The sequence below is a fragment of the Myxococcus xanthus genome, assembly GCF_013116825.1.
GTDB lineage: Bacteria > Myxococcota > Myxococcia > Myxococcales > Myxococcaceae > Myxococcus > Myxococcus xanthus_B.
In genome coordinates this window covers 59,270-78,906 of the sequence record NZ_JABFNS010000021.1, presented here as the reverse complement: position 1 = coordinate 78,906, position 19,637 = coordinate 59,270, and the positions used below count along the sequence as shown (strand labels likewise).

General features: G+C 70.2%; 17 protein-coding genes. 10 read left to right on the top strand and 7 right to left on the bottom strand.

The genetic code is table 11. The annotated features are described in order from the left end of the window. The first annotated feature begins 207 nt into the window (after positions 1 to 207). Both HNV26_RS08720 and HNV26_RS08715 read left to right on the top strand, forming a co-directional pair. Entirely contained in the window at positions 208 to 789 is a 582-nt protein-coding gene (locus tag HNV26_RS08720; RefSeq protein ID WP_171441185.1) for a hypothetical protein, read from the top strand. 562 nt (positions 790 to 1,351) lie between these two features. Continuing rightward, complete coding sequence (locus HNV26_RS08715) at positions 1,352 to 1,936, top strand: hypothetical protein (RefSeq protein ID WP_171441186.1); 585 nt, start codon at positions 1,352 to 1,354, stop codon at positions 1,934 to 1,936. A gap of 78 nt (positions 1,937 to 2,014) precedes the next feature. On the opposite strand, the gene HNV26_RS08710 is transcribed toward HNV26_RS08715, so the two are convergent. Further along, a complete protein-coding gene (locus HNV26_RS08710) occupies positions 2,015 to 3,712 on the bottom strand; it encodes a ligand-binding sensor domain-containing protein (protein WP_171441187.1) in 1,698 nt (565 codons plus the stop codon). Between the two features lie 152 nt (positions 3,713 to 3,864). Here HNV26_RS08710 and HNV26_RS08705 point away from each other — a divergent pair, with 152 nt between their 5' ends. Next, positions 3,865 to 4,563, top strand: coding sequence for a class I SAM-dependent methyltransferase (locus HNV26_RS08705; protein WP_171441188.1), 699 nt, complete (start codon positions 3,865 to 3,867; stop codon positions 4,561 to 4,563). A gap of 7 nt (positions 4,564 to 4,570) precedes the next feature. Here the strand turns inward: HNV26_RS08705 and HNV26_RS08700 are convergent, their stop codons facing one another. Both HNV26_RS08700 and HNV26_RS08695 read right to left on the bottom strand, forming a co-directional pair. After that, positions 4,571 to 5,269, bottom strand: a complete 699-nt coding sequence (locus HNV26_RS08700) for a response regulator transcription factor (RefSeq protein ID WP_011551466.1) — start codon at positions 5,267 to 5,269, stop codon at positions 4,571 to 4,573. Next, on the bottom strand, positions 5,266 to 6,795 hold the full coding sequence (locus HNV26_RS08695; protein ID WP_171441189.1) for a sensor histidine kinase: 1,530 nt from the start codon (positions 6,793 to 6,795) through the stop codon (positions 5,266 to 5,268). The genes HNV26_RS08700 and HNV26_RS08695 overlap by 4 nt, the downstream gene beginning before the upstream one ends. Positions 6,796 to 7,044: 249 nt before the next feature. On the opposite strand from HNV26_RS08695, the gene HNV26_RS08690 reads away from it, so the two are divergent. Further along, on the top strand, positions 7,045 to 9,054 hold the full coding sequence (locus HNV26_RS08690; RefSeq protein ID WP_171441190.1) for a c-type cytochrome: 2,010 nt from the start codon (positions 7,045 to 7,047) through the stop codon (positions 9,052 to 9,054). Positions 9,055 to 9,078: 24 nt separating this feature from the next. On the opposite strand, the gene HNV26_RS08685 is transcribed toward HNV26_RS08690, so the two are convergent. Next, a complete protein-coding gene (locus HNV26_RS08685; protein WP_171441191.1) occupies positions 9,079 to 9,663 on the bottom strand; it encodes a hypothetical protein in 585 nt (194 codons plus the stop codon). 182 nt (positions 9,664 to 9,845) lie between these two features. Between HNV26_RS08685 and HNV26_RS08680 the strand changes: the two genes are divergently transcribed. Both HNV26_RS08680 and HNV26_RS08675 read left to right on the top strand, forming a co-directional pair. Continuing rightward, the gene (locus tag HNV26_RS08680) at positions 9,846 to 10,805 is read left to right on the top strand and encodes a hypothetical protein (protein ID WP_216611922.1); all 960 of its coding nucleotides are present in this window, start codon (positions 9,846 to 9,848) and stop codon (positions 10,803 to 10,805) included. Between the two features lie 11 nt (positions 10,806 to 10,816). Then, a complete protein-coding gene (locus HNV26_RS08675) occupies positions 10,817 to 11,824 on the top strand; it encodes an NAD(P)H-dependent glycerol-3-phosphate dehydrogenase (protein WP_141590345.1) in 1,008 nt (335 codons plus the stop codon). Between the two features lie 7 nt (positions 11,825 to 11,831). Here the strand turns inward: HNV26_RS08675 and HNV26_RS08670 are convergent, their stop codons facing one another. Together HNV26_RS08670 and hflX are read right to left on the bottom strand one after the other, a co-directional pair. Then, positions 11,832 to 12,257 (bottom strand): hypothetical protein, encoded by a 426-nt coding sequence (locus HNV26_RS08670; protein WP_171441192.1) that lies wholly within the window; start codon positions 12,255 to 12,257, stop codon positions 11,832 to 11,834. 47 nt (positions 12,258 to 12,304) lie between these two features. Continuing rightward, entirely contained in the window at positions 12,305 to 13,957 is a 1,653-nt protein-coding gene (hflX, locus tag HNV26_RS08665; protein WP_171441193.1) for a GTPase HflX, read from the bottom strand. A gap of 121 nt (positions 13,958 to 14,078) precedes the next feature. Here hflX and proB point away from each other — a divergent pair, with 121 nt between their 5' ends. Further along, entirely contained in the window at positions 14,079 to 15,212 is a 1,134-nt protein-coding gene (proB, locus tag HNV26_RS08660) for a glutamate 5-kinase (protein WP_171441194.1), read from the top strand. A gap of 16 nt (positions 15,213 to 15,228) precedes the next feature. Here proB and HNV26_RS08655 read toward each other — a convergent pair whose 3' ends face one another. Continuing rightward, the gene (locus HNV26_RS08655; protein ID WP_011551475.1) at positions 15,229 to 15,813 is read right to left on the bottom strand and encodes a hypothetical protein; all 585 of its coding nucleotides are present in this window, start codon (positions 15,811 to 15,813) and stop codon (positions 15,229 to 15,231) included. Positions 15,814 to 16,011: 198 nt separating this feature from the next. On the opposite strand from HNV26_RS08655, the gene HNV26_RS08650 reads away from it, so the two are divergent. Genes HNV26_RS08650 through HNV26_RS08640 form a run of 3 tightly spaced genes read left to right on the top strand, consistent with a single transcriptional unit; the run spans position 16,012 to position 19,538 of the window. Beyond that, positions 16,012 to 17,034 (top strand): helix-turn-helix transcriptional regulator, encoded by a 1,023-nt coding sequence (locus HNV26_RS08650; RefSeq protein ID WP_171441195.1) that lies wholly within the window; start codon positions 16,012 to 16,014, stop codon positions 17,032 to 17,034. Next, a complete protein-coding gene (locus tag HNV26_RS08645) occupies positions 17,031 to 17,960 on the top strand; it encodes a helix-turn-helix transcriptional regulator (protein WP_171441196.1) in 930 nt (309 codons plus the stop codon). The genes HNV26_RS08650 and HNV26_RS08645 overlap by 4 nt, the downstream gene beginning before the upstream one ends. Positions 17,961 to 17,966: 6 nt before the next feature. Beyond that, complete coding sequence (locus HNV26_RS08640; RefSeq protein WP_171441197.1) at positions 17,967 to 19,538, top strand: FHA domain-containing protein; 1,572 nt, start codon at positions 17,967 to 17,969, stop codon at positions 19,536 to 19,538. The last annotated feature ends 99 nt before the right edge of the window (positions 19,539 to 19,637 follow it).

The following is a 19,637-nucleotide window of genomic DNA, read 5'->3' as shown; positions in this document are numbered from 1 at the left end:
GTCGGAGGTGGGCGGGGCGGGCTCCCGGGGCGTGACGAAGGCGAGCGGGGCAGCCCGGCGTCGCCGCACGGCGGCTCATGGAATTCCGCTGGCCCGCGACGGGCGGAAATTGCACGCCCGGCAGGGCCGGTGCGCGGTCGACGGAGGCTATCGGCACGAAGCGGAGCGGTTTAGGACGCGGGTCAGTGAACCTGGAGGTCCTCTGTGGTGACGGATGCGCGTCCCAAGGTGAAGCCTGTGCAGGGGAATCGTGACGAATTGATTGATGCGCTGCGACAGCGCCTCGCGGGCTCCTTCCGCTGGGCCAGCGTGGGCGTGGCGTTGGGGACATTGGCGGTGCTTTACGGCGCGTCATCGTTCCAGCGGGCGCTCGATTCCGGAAGGTTCCGATGGCCGTTCAGCGCCCAGCTCCCCATCTGGGGGAGTCTCTTGATTGTCATCGGTCTGGCCGCCTTCTGGCTGGCGCCCCGCTACACGCGGAGGTTGGTGAGAAGCGTGGAGTCCGATGAACGGACGTCGTTGCTGATGACGGTGGAGCGCAAGCGAGTGCCGGGAGATGACGAGCACTTCCTGTTCGTCGCCACCCTGTACAGCCCGGAGCAACAGCGCGTGGTGCTCCGGAACGTGCATTTTCGCCAGGGGGACAAACCGCTGCAGTACCCATACAAGGAAGGTGTCACCCAAGTACCGGTGCAGGTGTATGGCAAGACTGGCCAAGCGCCCATCGTCATCGATGCGGGGTGGGGCTTCCTGCTCCCGGCCAACCTGACGTACCCCTGGTACAAATAGGAAGTGGCCGCCCTCTCGCTGAAGCAGCTCAATACGTGTACGACGCTGCGGCCCTGGTCGCGCCGTTCTCGATGGTGCGCCTGGAGCTTCGTGGTGGCTCCATCCCCGGGAGCCCCTGCTGGTCGTGGGGGGCCCCACTCAAAACGTCGCCGTCGTCCACGCAGAGGAGCGCCGCCTCGTCCGGACGATTCCGGGCTTCTATGGCTACGCCTGCAGCCTGGACGTCAACTCGGAGGGGCAACTGCTCGCCGCTGCTCACGACGGTCGGGGCTTCGCCCTCCACCACTTCGACACGGGAGAGGTCCTCTTCCGTGCCAGCGACGATGACGACAACGACCTCCAGTCGCGTGATGCCGTCTTCTCCCCCGACGGACCTTCGTGGCGTGGGGGCAGGGGAATGGCACCGTGGGGCTGTGGGCCGTGGCAGACTGACGGCCTGGGGGCGCGCGGGTGGCGTCCCGCCTCTCCCGGCCCGGCATGGCCCCAGGACTTTCATCGCGCGCTATCAGCGGCGAGCCGAACGGCTTAGGACGCTGTCCATCGATTCCGGAGGCCTGGCACGATGCTGAACGCGAGCTCCCTGACGAGGACCGCGCAGTTGAACCGTGACGCGCTGCTTGCCTTGTTGCGACAGGACCTGTCGTCGACCCGCCGGATAGGCGTCGTGATGGCCCTCGTGGGGGCGGTGTTGATGCTCTATGGGTGGTCCCAACGACACCAGCTGATGGACGCCGGACGGGACGAGCTGACGGAGCTCGTTTCGTTCTTCGCCTGGGGCGCAATCCTGCTCATCGCGGGCTTGCTGGTCTTCTGGCGTGGGTCACGCCACACGCGGAAGCTCATCCGAAGCGTGATGGCGGATGAGCGGACCCCGATGCTGATGACCGTGCTGCGCGAGGAAGTGCCGAGCGACGACGACGAGCGCGTTCGCTTCGTGGCCACGCTGTACAACGTGAAAGAACATCGCGTGGCGCTGCGCGACGTGCGTCTGCGAACCGGGGACATGCCGATGGCCTACCCCTACGACGACGGTGTCACCAAGGTCCCGGTGGAAGTCTATGGCAGGCCCGGCAAGGGGCCCGTGGTCATCGACGCGGGCTGGGCCTTCCTGCTCCCCTCCAACCTGACGTACCCCTGGTACAAGTAGCCACGAGTCAAGAACAGGCGACGACCGGGCTCCCGTGAAGAAGCCCAGCCGCCGCCCACGTTCCGTTTGAAGGACCGCTCAATCCCCGGAGTAGATGCCGATGGTGCCCGGCATCACGGTGCCGTCACTCAGCGTGGCGCCCTGGAAGGCCACCAGCATGCGGCGCCGCGGGCCGGAGCGGTCTACCTGGATGTCCGGCACGCGCATGCTGGACAGCTCACGCCCGAGCACGGAGAGGCCGTAGTGGGAGACGGAGCCGCCCCGGACACGGGAGAGGCCGCCGCCCCAGCTGTGACCGGCCCAGATGCTGCCGTTGGCCGGGTCCGCCGCCACGCTGGCCACGTGCGGCGCGGCCAACTCGCTCTTCAGCGTGCGCACCACCTGGCCGCTGTCGTTCAGCTCCGCGAGGCCGTGGCCGAAGGAGCCCACCCAAGCGGAGGTGCCCGTGACGGCGATGCCGGAGACCAGGTCATCCGTGCGCTGCTCCGGACGGGAGTAGTGCTCCTCGCCCACCGCGTCCTTCCAGATGTCGATGCGGTTCCATGCGTAGGCCCGGGACTCCGTCCGCGTCTGGCCCTCCCAGAAGTCGTTCGCGACGGTGCCGTAGAAGTAGCGCGTCGTCCGGTTGGCGCCGCCGACCCAGACGTCGCCGTCCGGACGCACGCCCAGGCCCCAGTATGCATCCGTGAGCAGCGCGGGCTGAACCCTCCACCGGCTCCGGTCCTCTCCGTACTGGGCCCGGTCCGCCGTGGGGTTCGTGTAGATGTACGCGTTGATGCCCGGGTGCGAGTGCTCCTCCACGCCCCAGCAGTGGAACTGCCCGTTGCACGTCGGGTCGCCCCGGTAGTCCGCGTCACCGCGGGCGAGGCCGTGGTTGGCGCCAAACCAGACGCTGTTGGTTTTCGCGTCATAGGCGATGCGCCAGATGTTGCAGAGCTTCTCGCGGCCTCGCAGCTCGGCGTCGACGACGTTTGGTCCCGAGAAGATGTCGTAGTGCACGACGTCGAGCGTGCCGTCCGCGCGCAGTGAGACACGGTCGGCGTCACCGCTCTTGTAGCGCGCGGGGTCCGGCACGTTGCTGTCCCAGTTGTTCTCGCAGTGGAGCGCGCCGTCGCCCGGCATGCCCTCGTAGCCGACGAAGACGGTGTCGTTCCATGCGCCCGCGACAGAGATGACCTTGAGGTACTTCGGTCCCGGCGGCGCGCTGCCGTCCGGCATGTAGCCGTACGGGCGCAGGCCTTCCGCCATCGTGTAACGCCGGAAGGTGCGCTCACCCTTCTTCATCAGGAAGAGCCCTTCTTCGCCGCCCGCCACCCAGATGTTACCGGATGCATCCGCGCTCACGCCGTGGATGAAGCGGGGGCCTCCCGCCTCGCGACCGAAGAACTCCCAGTTCGCCGCGGAAGGCGTGGGCAGCGGCACTTCCTCGGGGCCCCCGTCCGGGGTGCCGCCGTCGTCGTCCGGCGTCCCCGAATCCGGCGTGCCACCGTCGTCGTCCGGCGTGCCCGAATCCGGTTCTCCCGCGTCGGGCTCGGCCGGTGTCCCGGAGTCCTGCGTGCCCGAGTCCGGCGTGCCTGCATCGCCTTCCGGGGCTTGGGGGAATTCCGAGGGCGGGACGTCCAAGCCCTCGGTGCCCGTCGTGTCACTCCCCGAGCCACAGCCCGTCCACACCCAACCCGCCACGAAGAGCGCGCCCGCCCATCCCCATCCGCGCTTCATCTCGTCACCGTTCCCCGCTGAAAAGCCGACCGGCCCGAAGTGGGTCGTCGTGTTCAATCCCCGTTCATTCGCAAGGACGGTGCCAGCACGAGCAGCCTTGAAGCGCGGTGTGTCCGTCGGGCGCCGGACACGATGTGGGTAATCCGCTTCCCAGCGTGAGTACGTGCCTGTCCCGGGCGAGGCCGGATTCGTGCTACTTCCTTCCTCGAATGGGTGGTCATGACGCGCGGGGCCGGATGCCACTTTCTCTTGTCGCTCAGGAGCCGGACCTCCTGTTCTACACACGCCAGGCGGCCGAGCATGGCGGGCCCGTGCTGGTGTTGGGAGCCGCCAATGGCCGGGTGGTGTGGGCGCTGGCGGGTGATGGCTACGACGCCGTGGGCGTGGACCCCTCGGAGGTGATGATTCGCTCCGCCGAGGAACGGCGGAGCTCGGAGCCCGAGGACGTCTCACGCCGGGCGCGCTTCCAGGTGGCGGACCTCCGCTCGCTGCGCCTGGACGAGCGCTTCCCACTGGTGCTCGCGCCCCAGCACGCATTGGGGCTGATGCCGGGAAAGGATGACCTGGGGGCGTTGCTGGCCACGGTGCGCCACCACCTCACGCCGGATGGCTCCTTCGTCTACGACGTGCTCAACACGCCCCGCGAGCCCGTGCTCCCCCGAGACGACGAGGCGCCCAGCGCCGGCCTGGTGCCTCGCCGCCCACTCTTCACCCTCCACCTGCGCGAGCGGCGTGCGCCCGGTGGGGCCAGCCCCATCCGCCGCCTCAAGCTGCGGCACTTCACGCCGGAGGAGCTGGATGCAGCGCTCACCGCGGCGGGGTTGGTGCCGCGCGAGCGCTACGGCCGCTTCGACGGCAAGCCCTTCGACCTGGAGGACTCGCGCCACATCGGCATCGCCGGACCGTGAGCGCCCGTCAGCGCTCGAAGCGGTAGCCCAGTCCGCGCACGGTGAGGAAGTGGCGGGGGGCTTCCGGGTCGGGCTCGAACTTCAGGCGCAGCTGGCGCATGAAGTTGTCCACGGTGCGGGCGCTGCCTTCGTAGTGGTAGCCCCACGCGCCGGACAGCAGCTCCTCGCGGGTGAAGGTGCGTCCCGGGTGCGCGAGGAAGTGCGCCAGCAGCTTGAACTCCTGCGCGGTGAGCTCCACCGGCGTCCTCGCGCGTGCCACCGTGCGGGCGGCCATGTCCACGCTCACGTCACCGAAGGTCACCGGCGGCGGCGAGCCCGCCCCCGCGGACGGGTAGCGCCGGCGCAGCACGGCCTTGATGCGGGCCAGCAGCTCCTGGAGGCCGAACGGCTTCACCACGTAGTCGTCCGCGCCCAGGTTGAGGCCGACAATCTTGTCCGTCTCCATGCCCTTGGCGGAGAGCACGACGACGGGGGTGTCCCGGCCGCGCTGGCGCAGCTCCTTGAGGACCTCGAAGCCGTTGAGCTCCGGCAGCATGACGTCCAGCACCACCAGGTCCGGCGACTCGTCCAGCGCGCGCGCCAGGCCGGTGCGGCCATCCTGGGCCTGGAGCACCTCGTAGCCCTCGAAGCGCAGGTTCATGGACAGGCCCGTGAGGATGGACAGGTCGTCCTCCACGACCAGGATGCTCCGCGTCTTGTCGCTCATGCCTTCCCCGCCGGCAGGTGGATGGTGAACCGGCTTCCCTTGCCTGGCTCGCTCTGCACGGAGATGCGGCCTCCGTGGGTTTCGATGATGCGCCGGGTAATGGCCAGCCCCAGCCCGCTGCCTTCCGTCCTGCGCGTCAGCAGGTTGTCCACGCGATAGAAGCGCTCGAAGATGCGAGCGCGCTCCTGCGGAGCGATGCCCACGCCGTTGTCCTCCACCGTCAGGTCCACGCCCTTGCCGCTGCCCCGGACCTGGAGGGTGATGCGGCGGTTGTCCGGCCCACTGTACTTGTAGGCATTCTGCAGCAGGTTGAGCAGCGCGCCGGCCACCGCGGCCCGGTCCACGTCCAGCGCGGGCAAGCCGTCTGACACCTCCACCGTCAGGTCCACGCCGTCCTCCATGCGCTGGGTGCGGAAGGCCTCCACCGCCGCGTTCACGAGCTCCGACACCGGCACGATTTCGCGCTGGTACACCTTGCGCCCGCCTTCGATGCGCGCCCAGTCCAGCACGCGCTCGACGAAGATGGACAGGCGTTCCGTTTCGCGCATCAGCAGGGTGAGCACCTCCTGCATCTGCGCCGGGTCCTTCAGCCGCCCCAGGGCCAGGGTTTCGATGAACATGCGGATGGACGTGAGGGGGGTGCGCAGCTCGTGGCTCACCAGCGACACGAAGTCCGTCTTCATCCGCGACAGCTGCGCCTCACGGTAGAGCGCGCGGCCGGTGTAGACGACGCCGAAGGTGAGCGTCAGGTAGAACACGCCCAGCAGTACGCCATACAGCACGCGGTTGCGCGTGGACGCGCGCGCCACCGGGTCTTCGCCGGTGGGCAGCACCACCAGCCGGAAGTCCTGGAGGGGCGAGGACAGCACGCGCTCGGCGAGCCCCGTGGGGCCCAGGGCGCTGGCGCGCGCCTGCGCCACCTCGGACACCAGCCGCCCCATCAGTCCACCATCGGAGGGCTCCCGGGGCACGGGCAGCAGGGCGAAGCGCACCGGTTCACTGGACACCGCCCGGGGGTCCACGCGCTCGGCCAGCAGGGCCTCCAGCCGCTGCACCGACAGCCGCACGCCATGCACCACGCTGCCGCGTCGCTCGGCGGCCACCAGCACCGCTCGCCCGCCCGCCGTGAGCGAGAAGACGGTGGGCTCGGTGGGCAGTCCGCCCGCCTCGGGCACCACGGTGCTGAGCGCCTCCGCCAGCTGGGAGTCCCGGGTGCGGACCTGCCCGTCCTCCAACTGGAAGGCGCCGTCCGGCTCCGACACGGGCTGCCCGTCGGGGAGGATGAACTGGAGCTGGCCATTCACCGGCTCCAGGCTCGCCGAGGCGAGGATGCCCGGCAGCTCCTCCGACAGCGACTCCAGCGTGCCGCGCCAGGCGGCCTCGAGCCGTTTCTCCACGGCCGCACGCTCGTTGATGATGGCCACCACCCCGAAGCCGGACAGGCCGGCGGATGGCACCACCACCAGGACGATGAGCAGCGCGAACGTGCGCCGGAAGTTGAGGAATCGGGGCGGAGTGCGGGACACGGCCCCTCTCCTTTACCCCTACCCGGCGCTACACGCTCGTGGCGTTTCATCCACGCCCGCGACAGGGAGTGTCCGCCACCCACCTGGAGTGTGTGCGGACGTCATCGACTTCGGGGGTGGTCTGGTGCAAGCATGGGCGGCCGCGGGGCAGGCGTGCGACGTGGGCCGGCCGCCTTCTTCCCCGCTCAGGACGCGGCCGCCCGGTGTCGGGTCGATGGGACGGGCCGCCGCAAGGAAGGGAACCCCTCCATGAGACGGACGGTCCTGGCCACGGTGCTGGCCTCGATGCTCGCGCTTCCGGCGTGTGAAGACCGCGATGCCCAGGCGACCTGGACCCAGGCGTCGGGCTCGGTGGCGCTCAGCCGGGATGACGCCTTTCTCTACGTGGTGGACTCGGACAACGGCGTCCTCGCCGTGGTGGACACGGCGCGTCGTGAAAAGGTGGGCGAGGTGAAGGTGGGCCTCCTCCCCGAGCGCGTGGCGGTGGGGCCGGACGACACCGTCTACGTCTCCAATCGCGGCTCGCGCAGCGTGTCCGTCATCCGCCGGGGGGACTGGAACGAGGCGGCCCGCGTCGCGGTGGGTGTGGAGCCCGTGGGCCTGTCGGTGTCGCCCACCGGGGACACGCTGTACGTGGTGAACAGCACCGCGCTGGCGACGTCGAGCCACGGCTCGTTGATGGCGGTGGACACGCGCTCGCTGTCGGTGCGCTGGGAATTGCCGGTGGGGGATGAGCCCCGAGGCATCGCGCTGGCGCAGGGCGGCAAGCGCGCGCTCATCACCCGCTTCCGCCAGGGCGACCTGGTCTCCGTGGACCTGACGGACGCGGACCGGCCCCGCGTGGTGCGTGAGCAGACGGACCTGTACGCGCGCGCCAACGTCCGGGACACCGTGGCCGCGTCCCCGGACGGGCTGTCGCCGCGGCTTCCGCCCGCGGACATCCGCTTCCAGCCGCGCAGCATGTCGAGCGTCGCGGTGACGCCGGATGGAGAGCGCGCGCTGGCGACGGTGATGTGGGCGCGGGAGGACCCGTTGTCTCCAGACGGGACGCCCACCGCGCCGAGCGGGGGCTCGCTCTACGGCGGTGGTGGGCCCTGCAACACGGGCGGCGTGGTGGCGCCAGGGCTGGTCACCTTCGACACGGACACGGGCTCGCCCCGGGTGGATGACCTGGACCGGTGCCGTCCGCCGCCGGACCTGTCACCGGACTTCCCGCCCTCCACCATCATCAGCCCGGAGTCGACGCACCCCATCCAGGGGCCGGTGGCGGCGGTGGTGGACCCGACGGGCCTGTGGGCCTTCGTGGTGAACCGGGAGACGGACAACGTCGCCATCATCCCCACGGGGCGCCGTTCGGGCTCGGACCTGCGGTCGGGCCTGGGCAGCACGGTGCGCCAGCTGGTGCGGGTGGGCTCCGGCCCCACCGGCATCGCGATGACGCGGGATGGGCGCAGGGCCTACGTCTACAACGCGTTCGACCACACGGTGACGACGCTGGTGAGCGACGGCGCGGGTGGCACCGCCAACATCCGCACGGACGGCGCGCCGCTGCCTATCGCGGGGGACGTGCTGACGCCCAACGAGGTGGCGGGCCGCAAGCTGTTCTTCAGCGCGCTGGACTCGCGCATGGCCAGTACGTCGGTGGGCGCGTCGTGCGCGAGCTGCCATCCCGATGGCCGCGAGGACGGCCACGTCTGGGGCTTCCCGGACGGGCCTCGTCAGACGCCCAGCCTCGCGGGCCGGAGCATGACGAAGACGGGGCCCTTCCACTGGAGCGGCGAGTTCTCCACCATGCGGGACTTCCTCGACGCGACGGTGCGCCACCGCATGGGTGGGACGGTGCTGGACGGCGTCATGGTGGCGCAGCTGTCCGACTTCATCGACGTGCTGCCCGCGCCGGACAACCCGCACAAGGCTGACGTTCTCACCGCCGCGCAGACACGCGGCGAGGCCGTGTTCCGCAAGGCCGCGTGTGACACCTGCCACGGAGGGGCGCACTTCACCCGCAACACGCAGGCCGACGTGGGCACCTTCGTCACCTCGGGGCCGCTCCAGGATGACCCGGTGGTGCGCAAGCAGGGGCTCAACACGCCGTCGCTGTTGGGGCTGGCCCGCACCGCGCCGTACCTGCATGACGGCAGCGCCGTGTCGCTGAAGGACCGGCTGATGCAGGGCCGCGAGTCGAACCAGCACGGCGTGACGGCGCAGCTCACCGACGCCGAGGTCGACGACCTGGTGGAGTACCTGCTCACGCTGTAGGGGACGGGGGCTGTCCGGTGGGCCTCAGGGCTCGCCGGAGTCCCCCGCATCCACTTTCTGGGCACCGGGTGTCCCCGCGTCGAGCACGGCGGGCCTGGTGGCGATGAGCGCCGAGCGCGCCACCTCCACGGCTCGCTCCGTCTCACCGCCCAGCCAGGTGACGACGACCGCGCAGTCCGTGTCGTCATCCCAGGCCAGCACCTGGGACATGCCCTGGGCGGGCGCGCGCCGCACCGCGCCACGGCCGAGCGCGGGCACCTCCACGCCGCCGGCCTGGAGGGTGGGGGCCATCAATTCGTGGATGTCCGACTGGGCGTAGCGGGCGTTGCAGTCCCAGGTAATGGAGACGGCGAGGCCGGGCTCCGCGTCCGAGCGGAAGCTGCACAGCGGGCCACACGTCGGGCAGGCGCGCTCCTGCTTCATGGTGAAGCCGGGGAGCATCAGCTCGCGGTCGTCCGCGGGCAGCAGCACCTCGCAGTCGGGGAGCGCCGCGCGCTCGGCAGGGGACGCTGTGGTGCCCGCGTCCACGGCGGGTGTGTCGGAAGGTCGGCTCCGGCATGCCGCCAGTGCCAGTGCCATGAACAATGCCGCGCGCCCTCCAGCCCTCATCCCGTGTGACTCCCGTGTGCGCCTGCCGAAGCGGCGCGGATGGTAGACCGGAGGAGGCCTCGCGCGGCGACGTTTCCCGCATGTCGCCGACCGCTTCCGGACGCCGGCCCGGTTGGGCCTCCGAGCGGGCGGGCTTGCCTCGTGCCTTATACGCCCGTCGGACTAAGCTGAAGCTCCCCGCCATGCGCTCCGCCCCCTCCTTGCCCCTGCTCGTGTTTGCCCTGGTGGGAGACGTCCAGTCTCGTCCGGCGGAGGGCGCTCCCCCGGCTGTCGTGCCGTCTCAGTCGAGGGGGTCGGGCGCCGAGGCTTCGAAGGCGCGTGTCCCGCAACCCGGCCAGGTCCCCGCGCCCGCTCGCAACGAAGCTCCGGACGACGCGGCCTGGGAGTCCTTCCCGGGCGCCACCGCTGTCCCCGAGGCGGAGGAGGCGGCCGCGCTGCCCCAGTTGCCCGAGGTTCCGCCGCTGGTGCCCGTCGACGAGGCCGCCATCCCCGCGCCCCGGACGCCGCCGGCCCCTGTCAGGCCGCCGCCCCTCCCCAACCGCGTGAGCCTGCTCGGCGCCCAGACGGTGGGGGCAGGGGGCATGGCCGTGGGCCTGGCCCTGGGTTTTCCCATCGTGTCCGCGCGAGTCGCCGTGGGCGTCCATCGCCGCGTGGACGTGCTGGCCGGCGTGGACAGCGCCTACGGGTTGATGAACGAGCTGCGCGTGGGCGCGCGGTGGATGGTGCTCGATGGCGGGCCCCGGTGGAGCGTGGGCGTGGCGGTGGAGGGCAGCCACGCCTTCTTCCTGCGGCCCGCGAGCGTGGAGGACCGGGGCGCGCGCTACTACAGCGGGCGCCGCAACTGGAACGTGCTGCCCGGCATCGTCGGCAATCTCCAACTCGCGGGCGCCCGCTCGCCGCGATTGTTCCTGGACGTCCGCTACCTGATGGCGCTGGACACCGAGCCCATTCAAGGGGTGCCGCTGGGCGGCCTGCCCCCTGAGGTAGAACTGTCCGGAGCCTTCCCGGTCCGGTTGGGCGCGGAAATCCCCGTGAGTGAGAAAACGTCCTACGCTCTGACGATTGGCGGGGACATCCGGACCCGGCCTGACGAGACGGACTTCATGCCCGTCATCACCTTTGGCGTCGTGACTGGTTTCTAGCGAGGTCTTTCATGCGTGGCAGTGTCATCGGCTCCGGCTCCTTCGGTACCGCCCTGGCGAACGTGCTCGCGGTCAATTGCGAGGAGGTTCGTCTGTGGGGTCGCGAGTCCTCCGTGGTGGAGGCCATCAACACCCAGCACGAGAACCCCACCTACCTGAAGGGCATCCCCATCTCGGAGCGCGTGCGCGCCACGAATGACCTCCAGGAGGCGCTCGCGGGTTCGGAGTTGGTGGTGCTGGCCACGCCCAGCCACGCCACGCGCGAGGTGGTGGCGAAGGCCCAGGCGTACCTGCCGCGCCATGTCCCCATCGTCACGGTGTCGAAGGGCATCGAGAACGGGACGCTGCTGACGATGACGGAGCTCCTGGAGGACTGCCTGCCGGAGGAGTTCCACCCGTACCTCGCGGTGCTGTCCGGCCCCAGCTTCGCCAAGGAGCTGGCGCGGCGCATGCCCACGGTGGTGACCATCGCCTCCCACTGGGACAAGGTGGCGCTGCGCTGCCAGAAGGCGCTCCAGACGGAGACGTTCCGCAGCTACACCTCCACGGACGTGGTGGGTGTGCAGTACGGCGGCGCGCTGAAGAACGTCATCGCGATTGCCGCCGGCATGGCGGACGGCCTGGGCATGGGCCACAACGCGCGCGCGGCCATCATCACCCGCGGCCTGGCGGAGATTACGCGCCTGGCGGTGCGCAAGGGCGCCAACCCGCTGACGCTCTCCGGTCTGTCCGGCATGGGCGACCTGGTGCTGACGTGCACCGGCGAGCTGAGCCGCAACCGGCACGTGGGGATGGAGCTGGGCAAGGGCCGCAAGCTGCCGGACATCCTCGCGGATATGAAGGAAGTGGCCGAAGGTGTGAAGACGGCCCGCAGCGCGCACGAACTGGAGCTCAAGACGGGCGTGGAGCTGCCCATCTGCCACCAGGTGTACTTGATTGCCCACGAGGGCAAGAGCGCGCGCACGGCGGTGGTGGACCTGATGACGCGCCAGCCGAAGTCGGAGCTGGCGGGCGTCTGAGCGGCCTTCAGTAGCGGCGCGGCGCGGCGTCCGGCGTGGCGCCGCGGACGCGCCACACGGTGAGCCGCTGGGAGTTGGTGTGGCTCACCACCAGGCCCTCCTGCTGCATCTGCTCCAGCAGGCGGTTCGTCTTGAGCCGGTCCAGCCCCACGGACTTCGCCAGCAAGTCACCGGGCATGCCGCTGATGTTGCGGCGCAGCTCGTTGACGATGGCGCGCTTGAACTCGTTCTTCTGGAGTCCGTCCAGGTCCTGCGTGCGCCACGCCTGGAGGACGCCCGCGGCGATGATGACCAACGTCAGGATCGCCAGGACGGGGTAGATGATGTGGCTGTTCTGCTCCAGCAGCTCGAAGTACTTGGGAGACAGAGAGGACACAGGCTTCGTGTAGTCAGCCTGGGCCAGCAGCAGGGGGGGGAGCGATGGAGTCGACACGGCCCCCCGACTCTACGGGGAGCCGTGCCTGCGCGGCAACCGCGGGCTCAGACGGCGCCGATGGCCTCGGTGGCGCCTTCGGCGAACAGCGTGGTGTCCGCCTTGGCCAGCAGCGTCGCCAGGCCCTCGCGCGTCGCGGCGCTGATGGCCACGCCGCCCCGGGTGCGCAGCAGCGCCGCCACTTCGTCCGGCGGAAGCAGGTCCGCCTTGTTCCACACCATGAGGCGCGGCTTCTCCATCAAGTCGAGCGACTCGAGGATGTTCTCCACCGCCTCCACCTGCTCGTCGCGGGCGGGGTCCGCCGCGTCCACGACGTGGAGCAGCAGGCTGGCGTCGTACAGCTCCTCCAGCGTGGCGCGGAAGGCGGCGACCAGGTCCTTGGGCAGGTCCCGGATGAAGCCCACCGTGTCGGTGATGATGACCTCCCGCTCCTGCGGGAAGCGCAGCCGCCGGCTGGTGGGGTCCAGCGTGGCGAACAGCTTGTTCTCCGCCAGCACCTCGGCGTTTGTAATCGCGTTGAGGAGCGTGGACTTGCCGGCGTTGGTGTAGCCGACAATGGAGATGACGGGCAGCTCGCGCCGGTTGCGCTGGGCCCGGCGCACGCTGCGCTCCCGGCCAATCGCGTCGATGCGCTTCTCCAGGTGGGTGATTCGCTCGCGCACGCGGCGGCGGTCGATCTCCAGCTTCGTCTCGCCTGGGCCACGTCCGCCAATGCCGCCCATGAGCCGGCTGAGCGAATCGTCGCTCTGCACCAGCCGCGGCAGCCGGTACTTCAGCTGTGCCAGCTCCACCTGGAGCTTGCCCTCGGCGCTCTGCGCGCGCTGCGCGAAGATGTCGAGGATGAGCTGCGAGCGGTCCAGGATTTTGAGGCTGGTGGCCTCGCCGATGTGGCGGCCCTGGGACGGGGTGAGGTCCTTGTCGAAGATGAGCAGGTCCACCATGGACTGCATGGAGCGCAGGTTGAGCTCCTCCAGCTTGCCGCGGCCGATGAGGTAGCGCGGGTCCGCCTCGCGCTTCACCTGGAGCACGGAGTCGATGACCTCCACGCCCGCGGTGCGCGCCAGCTCCTTCAGCTCCGCCAGGCTGGACTCGGCCAGGGCGCGGTTGCCGTCCAGGCACACCGCCACGAGGATGGCCTTCTCCCGGCCGCCCACCTTGCGCGACGCCGCCTTGCGGTTGAACTCCTCCTCCAACGCGCCCAGCGTGTCCATGAGGTCGGGCTGCGCCACGTGGACGGAGGGCAGCGTCTCGACGTGCCAGAAGTCGCCGGAGCCATTCTCCGGGATGAGGTAGGCGTAGTGCAGGACGCCGGGCAGGCCCTCGGGGCCCACGCCAACGGCCGCCACGCAGTCCAGGCGCAGCAGCGCGAGGTCCGTGAGGTCGTCCTTGGTGAGCGGCTCGCTCTTCAAGTGGGTGTGGACCAGGCGGAGGCCACGCAGACGCACCTGGCCCGCGCGGGCGCGGCCGATGTCCGGCAGCTCGAGCTTGTGGGCGTTGCCCACGATGACGTGCTCGATTTCGCCCTTCCGGTTGACGAGCACACCCACCTGCCGGTTCAGCTCACGCGACAGCTCGGTGAGATGCCGGGCAAGCTCGGGCGACACGATTTCGTGCGGTGGAACGCGCCGGCGGAAGGTGTTGCGCAACCGGTGCTGTTCGCTCGACTTGAGGCCCAGGGTGTTGCCGTAGATTTCCTTCAAACCGTGCTCTCCTGGCGGAGGCGTTGGTGCCCCCACCTTTTCGTACGACTTTATGACTGCCGCTGTGGGGAAAACACGCCGGACGCGCGCGTCTTCCATTTCTGACCTACGCTGACGCCCCGTGAGTTCGATTTCCACGGGACGCGCCGCCCTCCGCTCCGCCCGGCGGGTGGTGGTGAAAATCGGCACCAACGCACTGACGAACGCCACCGGACGTTTCAACCGTCAGCACTTCGATGCGCTGGGCCAGGATTTGTTGTGGGCCGCGCAGGGCCGCGAGCTGCTGGTGGTGTCCAGCGGGGCCATTGCCCTGGGGGTCGAACGGCTCGGCCTGCCTTCGCGCCCTCGCGACATCCCAGGCAAGCAGGCGTGCGCGGCGGTGGGGCAGAGCCGGCTGATGCAGGCCTACGAAGAGGCCTTCGCCGCGCATGGGAAGGCGGTGGCCCAGGTGCTGCTCACCCACGAGGACGTGCAGGAGCGCCGCCGCTACCTCAACGTGAAGCACACCCTGGAGCGGCTGCTGACGGCGGGCGTCGTCCCCGTCATCAACGAGAACGACACCGTCTCCGTGGACGAACTGAAGTTCGGTGACAACGACACGCTGGCGGGGCTGGTGGCCGGCGTGGTGGATGCCGACGCGCTCGTCCTGCTGTCGGATGTGGAGGGCCTCTACACCGGAGACCCCCGGCGCGACGCGGGCGCGGAACTCCTGGCCACGGTGATGCAGGTGACGCCCGAGGTCCTGGCGCTCGCCACCGGCACGAGCAGCGGGGTGGGGACGGGCGGCATGAGCACCAAGGTTCGGGCGGCCGCGCGCGCGTCCGAGTCGGGCATCCACTGCGTGATTACGTCCGGCGCCGTGCCCGGCCGCCTGCGCGCCGTCCTGGAAGGGGCCGACGTGGGGACCGTCTTCGAGCCCACCGGCAGCCGTCGCAGTGCGCGCGCCGCCTGGATTGCCCATGCCCTGCGCGCACGCGGGACGCTCACGGTGGATGCTGGCGCGCGCGAGGCCATTGTCACCGGCAAGCGCAGCCTGCTGCCCAGCGGCGTGCGCGGCGTGGAGGGAGACTTCGGGCGCGGGGACCCGGTGGACCTGGTGGACGCGGAGGGGGCCGTGTTCGCGCGGGGGCTGGCGGCCTACGACGCCAACGAGCTGCGACGCATCGCCGGACATCGCACGGCGGACATCGAAGCGGTGCTGGGCTACCGCTACCTCGACGAGGCCGTGCACCGCGACGACCTGGCCGTGCTGTAGCCGGGCAGGGCGCAGTTCAGATGGACGAGGTGGACAGCGACTTGCCGCCGCTTTCGCCCAACTGCATGAGCGCGCGGAACTCCGGCGAGTCCACCTTCATCAGCAGCAGGGAGACCTCGAGCTCTCCGGGGACGCGGCCAAGCTGGAGCTTGCGCTCCTGGCCGTGGAGCAGCGCCAGCTCGGAGTGGCCCTTCGCCTCGGGCAGGAGCAGGTCGAGCTGGAGGAGGAAGGACTGGCCTTCGGCCTTGGGCGTGAGGACCAGCCGGTAGTCGGGCAGGGGCGCTCCTGGCCGGCGGCGCTCGGCGCGAAGGGTGCGGCCCGTCTCGCCCAGCAGCTTGGGCTGGGCCACCAGCCGCCCGTCACGGCGGACCTCGACGGCGAAGTAGAGGGGCTCCGCGCGCACGGGCGCAGGCGCGGCCATGCTCGTGAAGCCCACGAACATCGCCAACCCGGCCACCACATTACGGACGAGGGTGATGCCGCTCATCGTGAGTCCCTTCGGAGGCTCCGCTCGCCGCTTCGGCCGTGCGGCATCCGGACAGGCAGGCCTGTCCACGTCGCTTCCACTTCCACGGAATGGAGCAGCAATAACCCAGATCATGCCCTCAGTGCGAGCCCCCCGCCCAAGTCCTTGCCAGCCGCAACGAGTGCAGCCGTGCGCACAGGCGATTACCTGCTTGTTTGTTCAGGCGCGTCCGGCTATCTCGCCGGACGCGAGCGGCCCTCTCACCTGTTTCCCACCCACACGTCCACTTCTTGACCCTCTCGGGTCCGCCCGGCATCGTCGCCGACCTCTCCAATGGACCGCACTGAACGCATCCTCGACCTCGTGGCCCTTCTGCTCGACGCACGCGAGCCCATCTCCTGGGCCGAGCTGCGCGAGCACTTCCCTGGTGACTACGGCGGCTCCGATGATGCCGCGGAGCGCAAGTTCGAGCGCGACAAGGCGGAGCTGGTGGAGCTGGGCTTTCCGCTGACGTACGTGCAGGGAGACGACGAGCGCCGGGACGGCTACATCGTCGACCGGGACGCCTACTACCTCCCGGAGGCGGACCTCTCCAAGGAGGAGCTGGCCGTGCTCTACGCCGCCGGCTCCGCAGCGCTGGCGTCGGGGGCCTTTCCGGGCCGGGATGACCTGGCGCACGCGCTGCGGAAGATCGGCTTCTTCGCCGGTCAATCCCTACCCACACCCCGGGTGCGCATGGAGCTGGGCTCCGTGCACGAGGGCCAGGAGAAGGAGATCTCCGCGCGCCTGGAGCAGCTCTGGGATGCGTGCGCGGCCCGCAAGTGGGTGGACCTGACGTATGCCAGCCCCAAGCAGGCCGGCACCACGCAGCGGCGGGTGGACCCGTATGGCTTGGCGCTGCGCCGAGGCGCCTGGACGCTGGTGGGGTACTGCCACCTGCGCAAGGACTTGCGGACCTTCCACGTCCACCGGATTCGCGAACTCAAGGTGAACACGGCGCGCCCGCGCACACCGGACTTCCAGGTGCCGGCGGACTTCTCGCTGGAGGCCCACGTGGCGTACTTCCCGTGGCAGCACCGGTTCCATGAGCAGGTGGAGGTGGCGCTCCACCTGTCGGGCACGCTCGCCTCGCGGGCCGCGGGCCTGTTGCCCGGCGCCACGCTGGAGCCGGCGGAGGAGGGGGCGGTGCGGGCGCGGCTGCCGGTCACGTTCGTGGACGGCCTGATGCGCTTCTGCCTGGCGCTGGGGCCGGATTGCCGCGTGGAGGGCCCGGAGCGGGCGCAGGCGCGTCTGCGGGAGATGGCCTCGCGCATCGTGTCGTGCCACGACGATTCGCTGGACAAGGTGAGCGCATGAGCAACGTCCACGAGCGGCTCCGCCGCCTGCTGTTCCTGGTTCCCTACGTCTCCAAGCACCCCGGCGTCACGGTGGACGCGCTCGCGCGCGCGCTCAACATCAGCCGCGAGGACCTGCTGGAGGAGCTGGACCTGCTCACCTGCGTGGGCCGGCCGCCCTTCAACCCGGACGACTACATCGACATCTACGTGGACAACGACCGCGTCTACGTGGACCTGGACCAGCGCCTGTTCGCGCCGCCCCGGTTGACGCCGGGTGAGGCCGCGGCGCTGGCCGCGTCGGCGGAGCTGCTGCGGCCGGCCACGGGGGACGCGTTGCAGAGCGCCCTCCAGAAGCTGGAGCGCGTGCTGCCGCCCGCCACCCGCGAGCGCTACCGGGAGATGTACCGGAAGATTGATGCGTCCACCGAGGCGCCCCAGGCCCTGGGGCCGCTCACCCGGGCCATCATCGAGCGCCTGGAGGTGACGTTCGGCTATGCCAGCCCCGGCCGGTCGCCGGAGCCGCGCACCGTGCGCCCCTACGAGCTGCTCAGCCACCGGGGGCAGTGGTATCTGCAGGGCTACTGCCACACCCGGCAGGACGCGCGCCTGTTCCGCCTGGACCGGATGGAGGACATCCTCGTCACGGACGTGTCCTTCCAGCCGCCCACGGACGCCCGGGCGGACGTGCCCAACCCGGCGCGGGGCCTGACGGATTCCTCGGTGCGCGTGCGCTTCTCTCCCGTGGCCGCACCCTATGTGAAGGAGCGCTTCGGCCAGGACGCTCGCCCGCTTTCCGACGGGGGCGTGGAGGTGCTGGTGGCGGGGGACAGCGAACGCTGGCTCACCCAGTGGGTCCTGTCCTTCGGTGGCGAGGCGCAGGTCATGGAACCGGCCTCCGCGCGCGCGGCCGTTGCCCGAGCGGCGCGGGCCTCTGTAGGATTGTAACCCCCCATGCCTTTCCAGCTGACGATCTCCGAGGGTAGAGAAGCCGGTAAGGAGTTCGTCTTCGACCAGGACTCCGTTCTCATCGGCCGTTCGACGGATTGTGACGTCGCGCTGTTCGACCCGGGTGTGTCCCGGCGCCACTGCCGCATCTTCCTCGACGGTGATGCCTACGCCGTCGAGGACCAGGGCAGCGCCAACGGGTCGCTCGTCAACGGCAGTCCGGTGAAGACGCAGGTGCTTGAGGACGGCGACAAGCTGACCCTGGGGCCGGTGACGTTCATCTTCGCCATGCTGACGGACGAGCCGGCCACGGGCGAAGAAGAGCTCCCCGCCGGCGCTCAGGACGGCGATGGCAGCACGCGCATCGTTTCCCTGGATTCCCTGAAGCGGCAGCGCAACAAGGGCGTCGCGTTGGCCCCGGAAGGTGCCGACCAGGAGGCGCTGAACGAAATCCGCGAGGGCGCCACCCGGTCCAACCTGCAGGCCCTGCGCCCCGTGTCCCAGGGGCAGAGCGGCTCACGGCCGGCGGCCATGGAGCGCTCGGCGCCAGCGGCACCGCCCGCGAAGCGGCCGTCCAGTTCGCCCCCGCCGGCCCGGGCCCGTCCGGCGCCGTCCGCGTCGGGCGGTGGTGGCCTGTCCGCGGCGGAGCGCGCGCGCATCCGGCGTGAGTCCCCCGGCGTGGTGTCCAGCGCGAAGCTCTTCTGGGCGGACGCCAGCCAGGGCGTGCGCACCGGCATCATCGGTGGCGGCGTGGCCATGGTGCTCGCGCTGTTCGGCGTCCTCTACTGGCTGGTGCTGAGCGGCGAGGACGGTCAGCCGGTGGGCGAGGAGCCCTCGATGTTGACCGGCCAGCCCATCCGCGACTCGTTCGGCCTGGGGCCGGGCGTGACCTGGGATCGCCCGGACATGAAGGTCTTCGAGTGGGAGTACACCGCCGCCACGCGCGCGGTGGTCATCCTCCACTACCAGGCCCAGGGCATCTCCAAGGACGAGGTCGTGGTGAGCGTCAATGGCGTGGACGTGGGCAAGGTGCCGCCCGACACGCTGGCCAGCCAGGACCGCTCCATCGAACTGATGATTCCGGCCCAGCACCTGAAGAAGGGCGAGCCCAACCGCATCATCTTCGACAACGTGAAGAATCCGCCGGGCGAAGACCCGTGGGTCATCTGGAACATCTGGGTGGAGCGTGCGCTGCTGCCGGACCTGCTGCCGGAGGAGCTGGTGCGCGAGGCCACCGAGTACCACAAGCGTGGCTTGAAGCACTTCCAGACGCCGGACATCGGCGCTCGCAACCGCTACGAGGCCTGGAAGTCCTTCCGCGTGTCGTGGCTGATGCTGGAGGCCCACCCGGAGCCGAAGCCGGACCTCTACTACGACGCCCAGGAGCGCATGAAGGCGGCGCAGCAGGAGCTGGACCGCACCTGCTCCAAGCTGCTGCTGGAGGTGGAGGGCTACTACAACCAGGGCAACTACAAGAGCGCCTCCGCCACCCTGGACCACGTGAAGGAGTACTTCCCGGAGTTCGACCAGCCGTGCGCCACCCGCGCGGACGCCAAGCGCGCGGAGTACGGCCTCTAGGCCGCGCCACGGCTTTCCGGTGCCCGTGACGTCGCGGGGTTGTCCCGTCGGCTTCCGGACACCGGCTGGCACTGGAAGACAGGCTGCGATGCGGCTCGG

What these genes read in the sequence shown, in the direction of transcription:
- HNV26_RS08715 (WP_171441186.1), top strand. Translation starts at nt 1,352, where the DNA reads ATGCTGAACGCGAGCTCCCTGACGAGGACCGCGCAGTTGAACCGTGAC.
- HNV26_RS08705 (WP_171441188.1), top strand. Translation starts at nt 3,865, where the DNA reads ATGGGTGGTCATGACGCGCGGGGCCGGATGCCACTTTCTCTTGTCGCT.
- HNV26_RS08700 (WP_011551466.1), bottom strand. Translation starts at nt 5,269, where the DNA reads ATGAGCGACAAGACGCGGAGCATCCTGGTCGTGGAGGACGACCTGTCC.
- HNV26_RS08690 (WP_171441190.1), top strand. Translation starts at nt 7,045, where the DNA reads ATGAGACGGACGGTCCTGGCCACGGTGCTGGCCTCGATGCTCGCGCTT.
- HNV26_RS08685 (WP_171441191.1), bottom strand. Translation starts at nt 9,663, where the DNA reads ATGAGGGCTGGAGGGCGCGCGGCATTGTTCATGGCACTGGCACTGGCG.
- HNV26_RS08680 (WP_216611922.1), top strand. Translation starts at nt 9,846, where the DNA reads ATGCGCTCCGCCCCCTCCTTGCCCCTGCTCGTGTTTGCCCTGGTGGGA.
- HNV26_RS08675 (WP_141590345.1), top strand. Translation starts at nt 10,817, where the DNA reads ATGCGTGGCAGTGTCATCGGCTCCGGCTCCTTCGGTACCGCCCTGGCG.
- HNV26_RS08655 (WP_011551475.1), bottom strand. Translation starts at nt 15,813, where the DNA reads ATGATCTGGGTTATTGCTGCTCCATTCCGTGGAAGTGGAAGCGACGTG.
- HNV26_RS08650 (WP_171441195.1), top strand. Translation starts at nt 16,012, where the DNA reads ATGGACCGCACTGAACGCATCCTCGACCTCGTGGCCCTTCTGCTCGAC.
- HNV26_RS08645 (WP_171441196.1), top strand. Translation starts at nt 17,031, where the DNA reads ATGAGCAACGTCCACGAGCGGCTCCGCCGCCTGCTGTTCCTGGTTCCC.
- HNV26_RS08640 (WP_171441197.1), top strand. Translation starts at nt 17,967, where the DNA reads ATGCCTTTCCAGCTGACGATCTCCGAGGGTAGAGAAGCCGGTAAGGAG.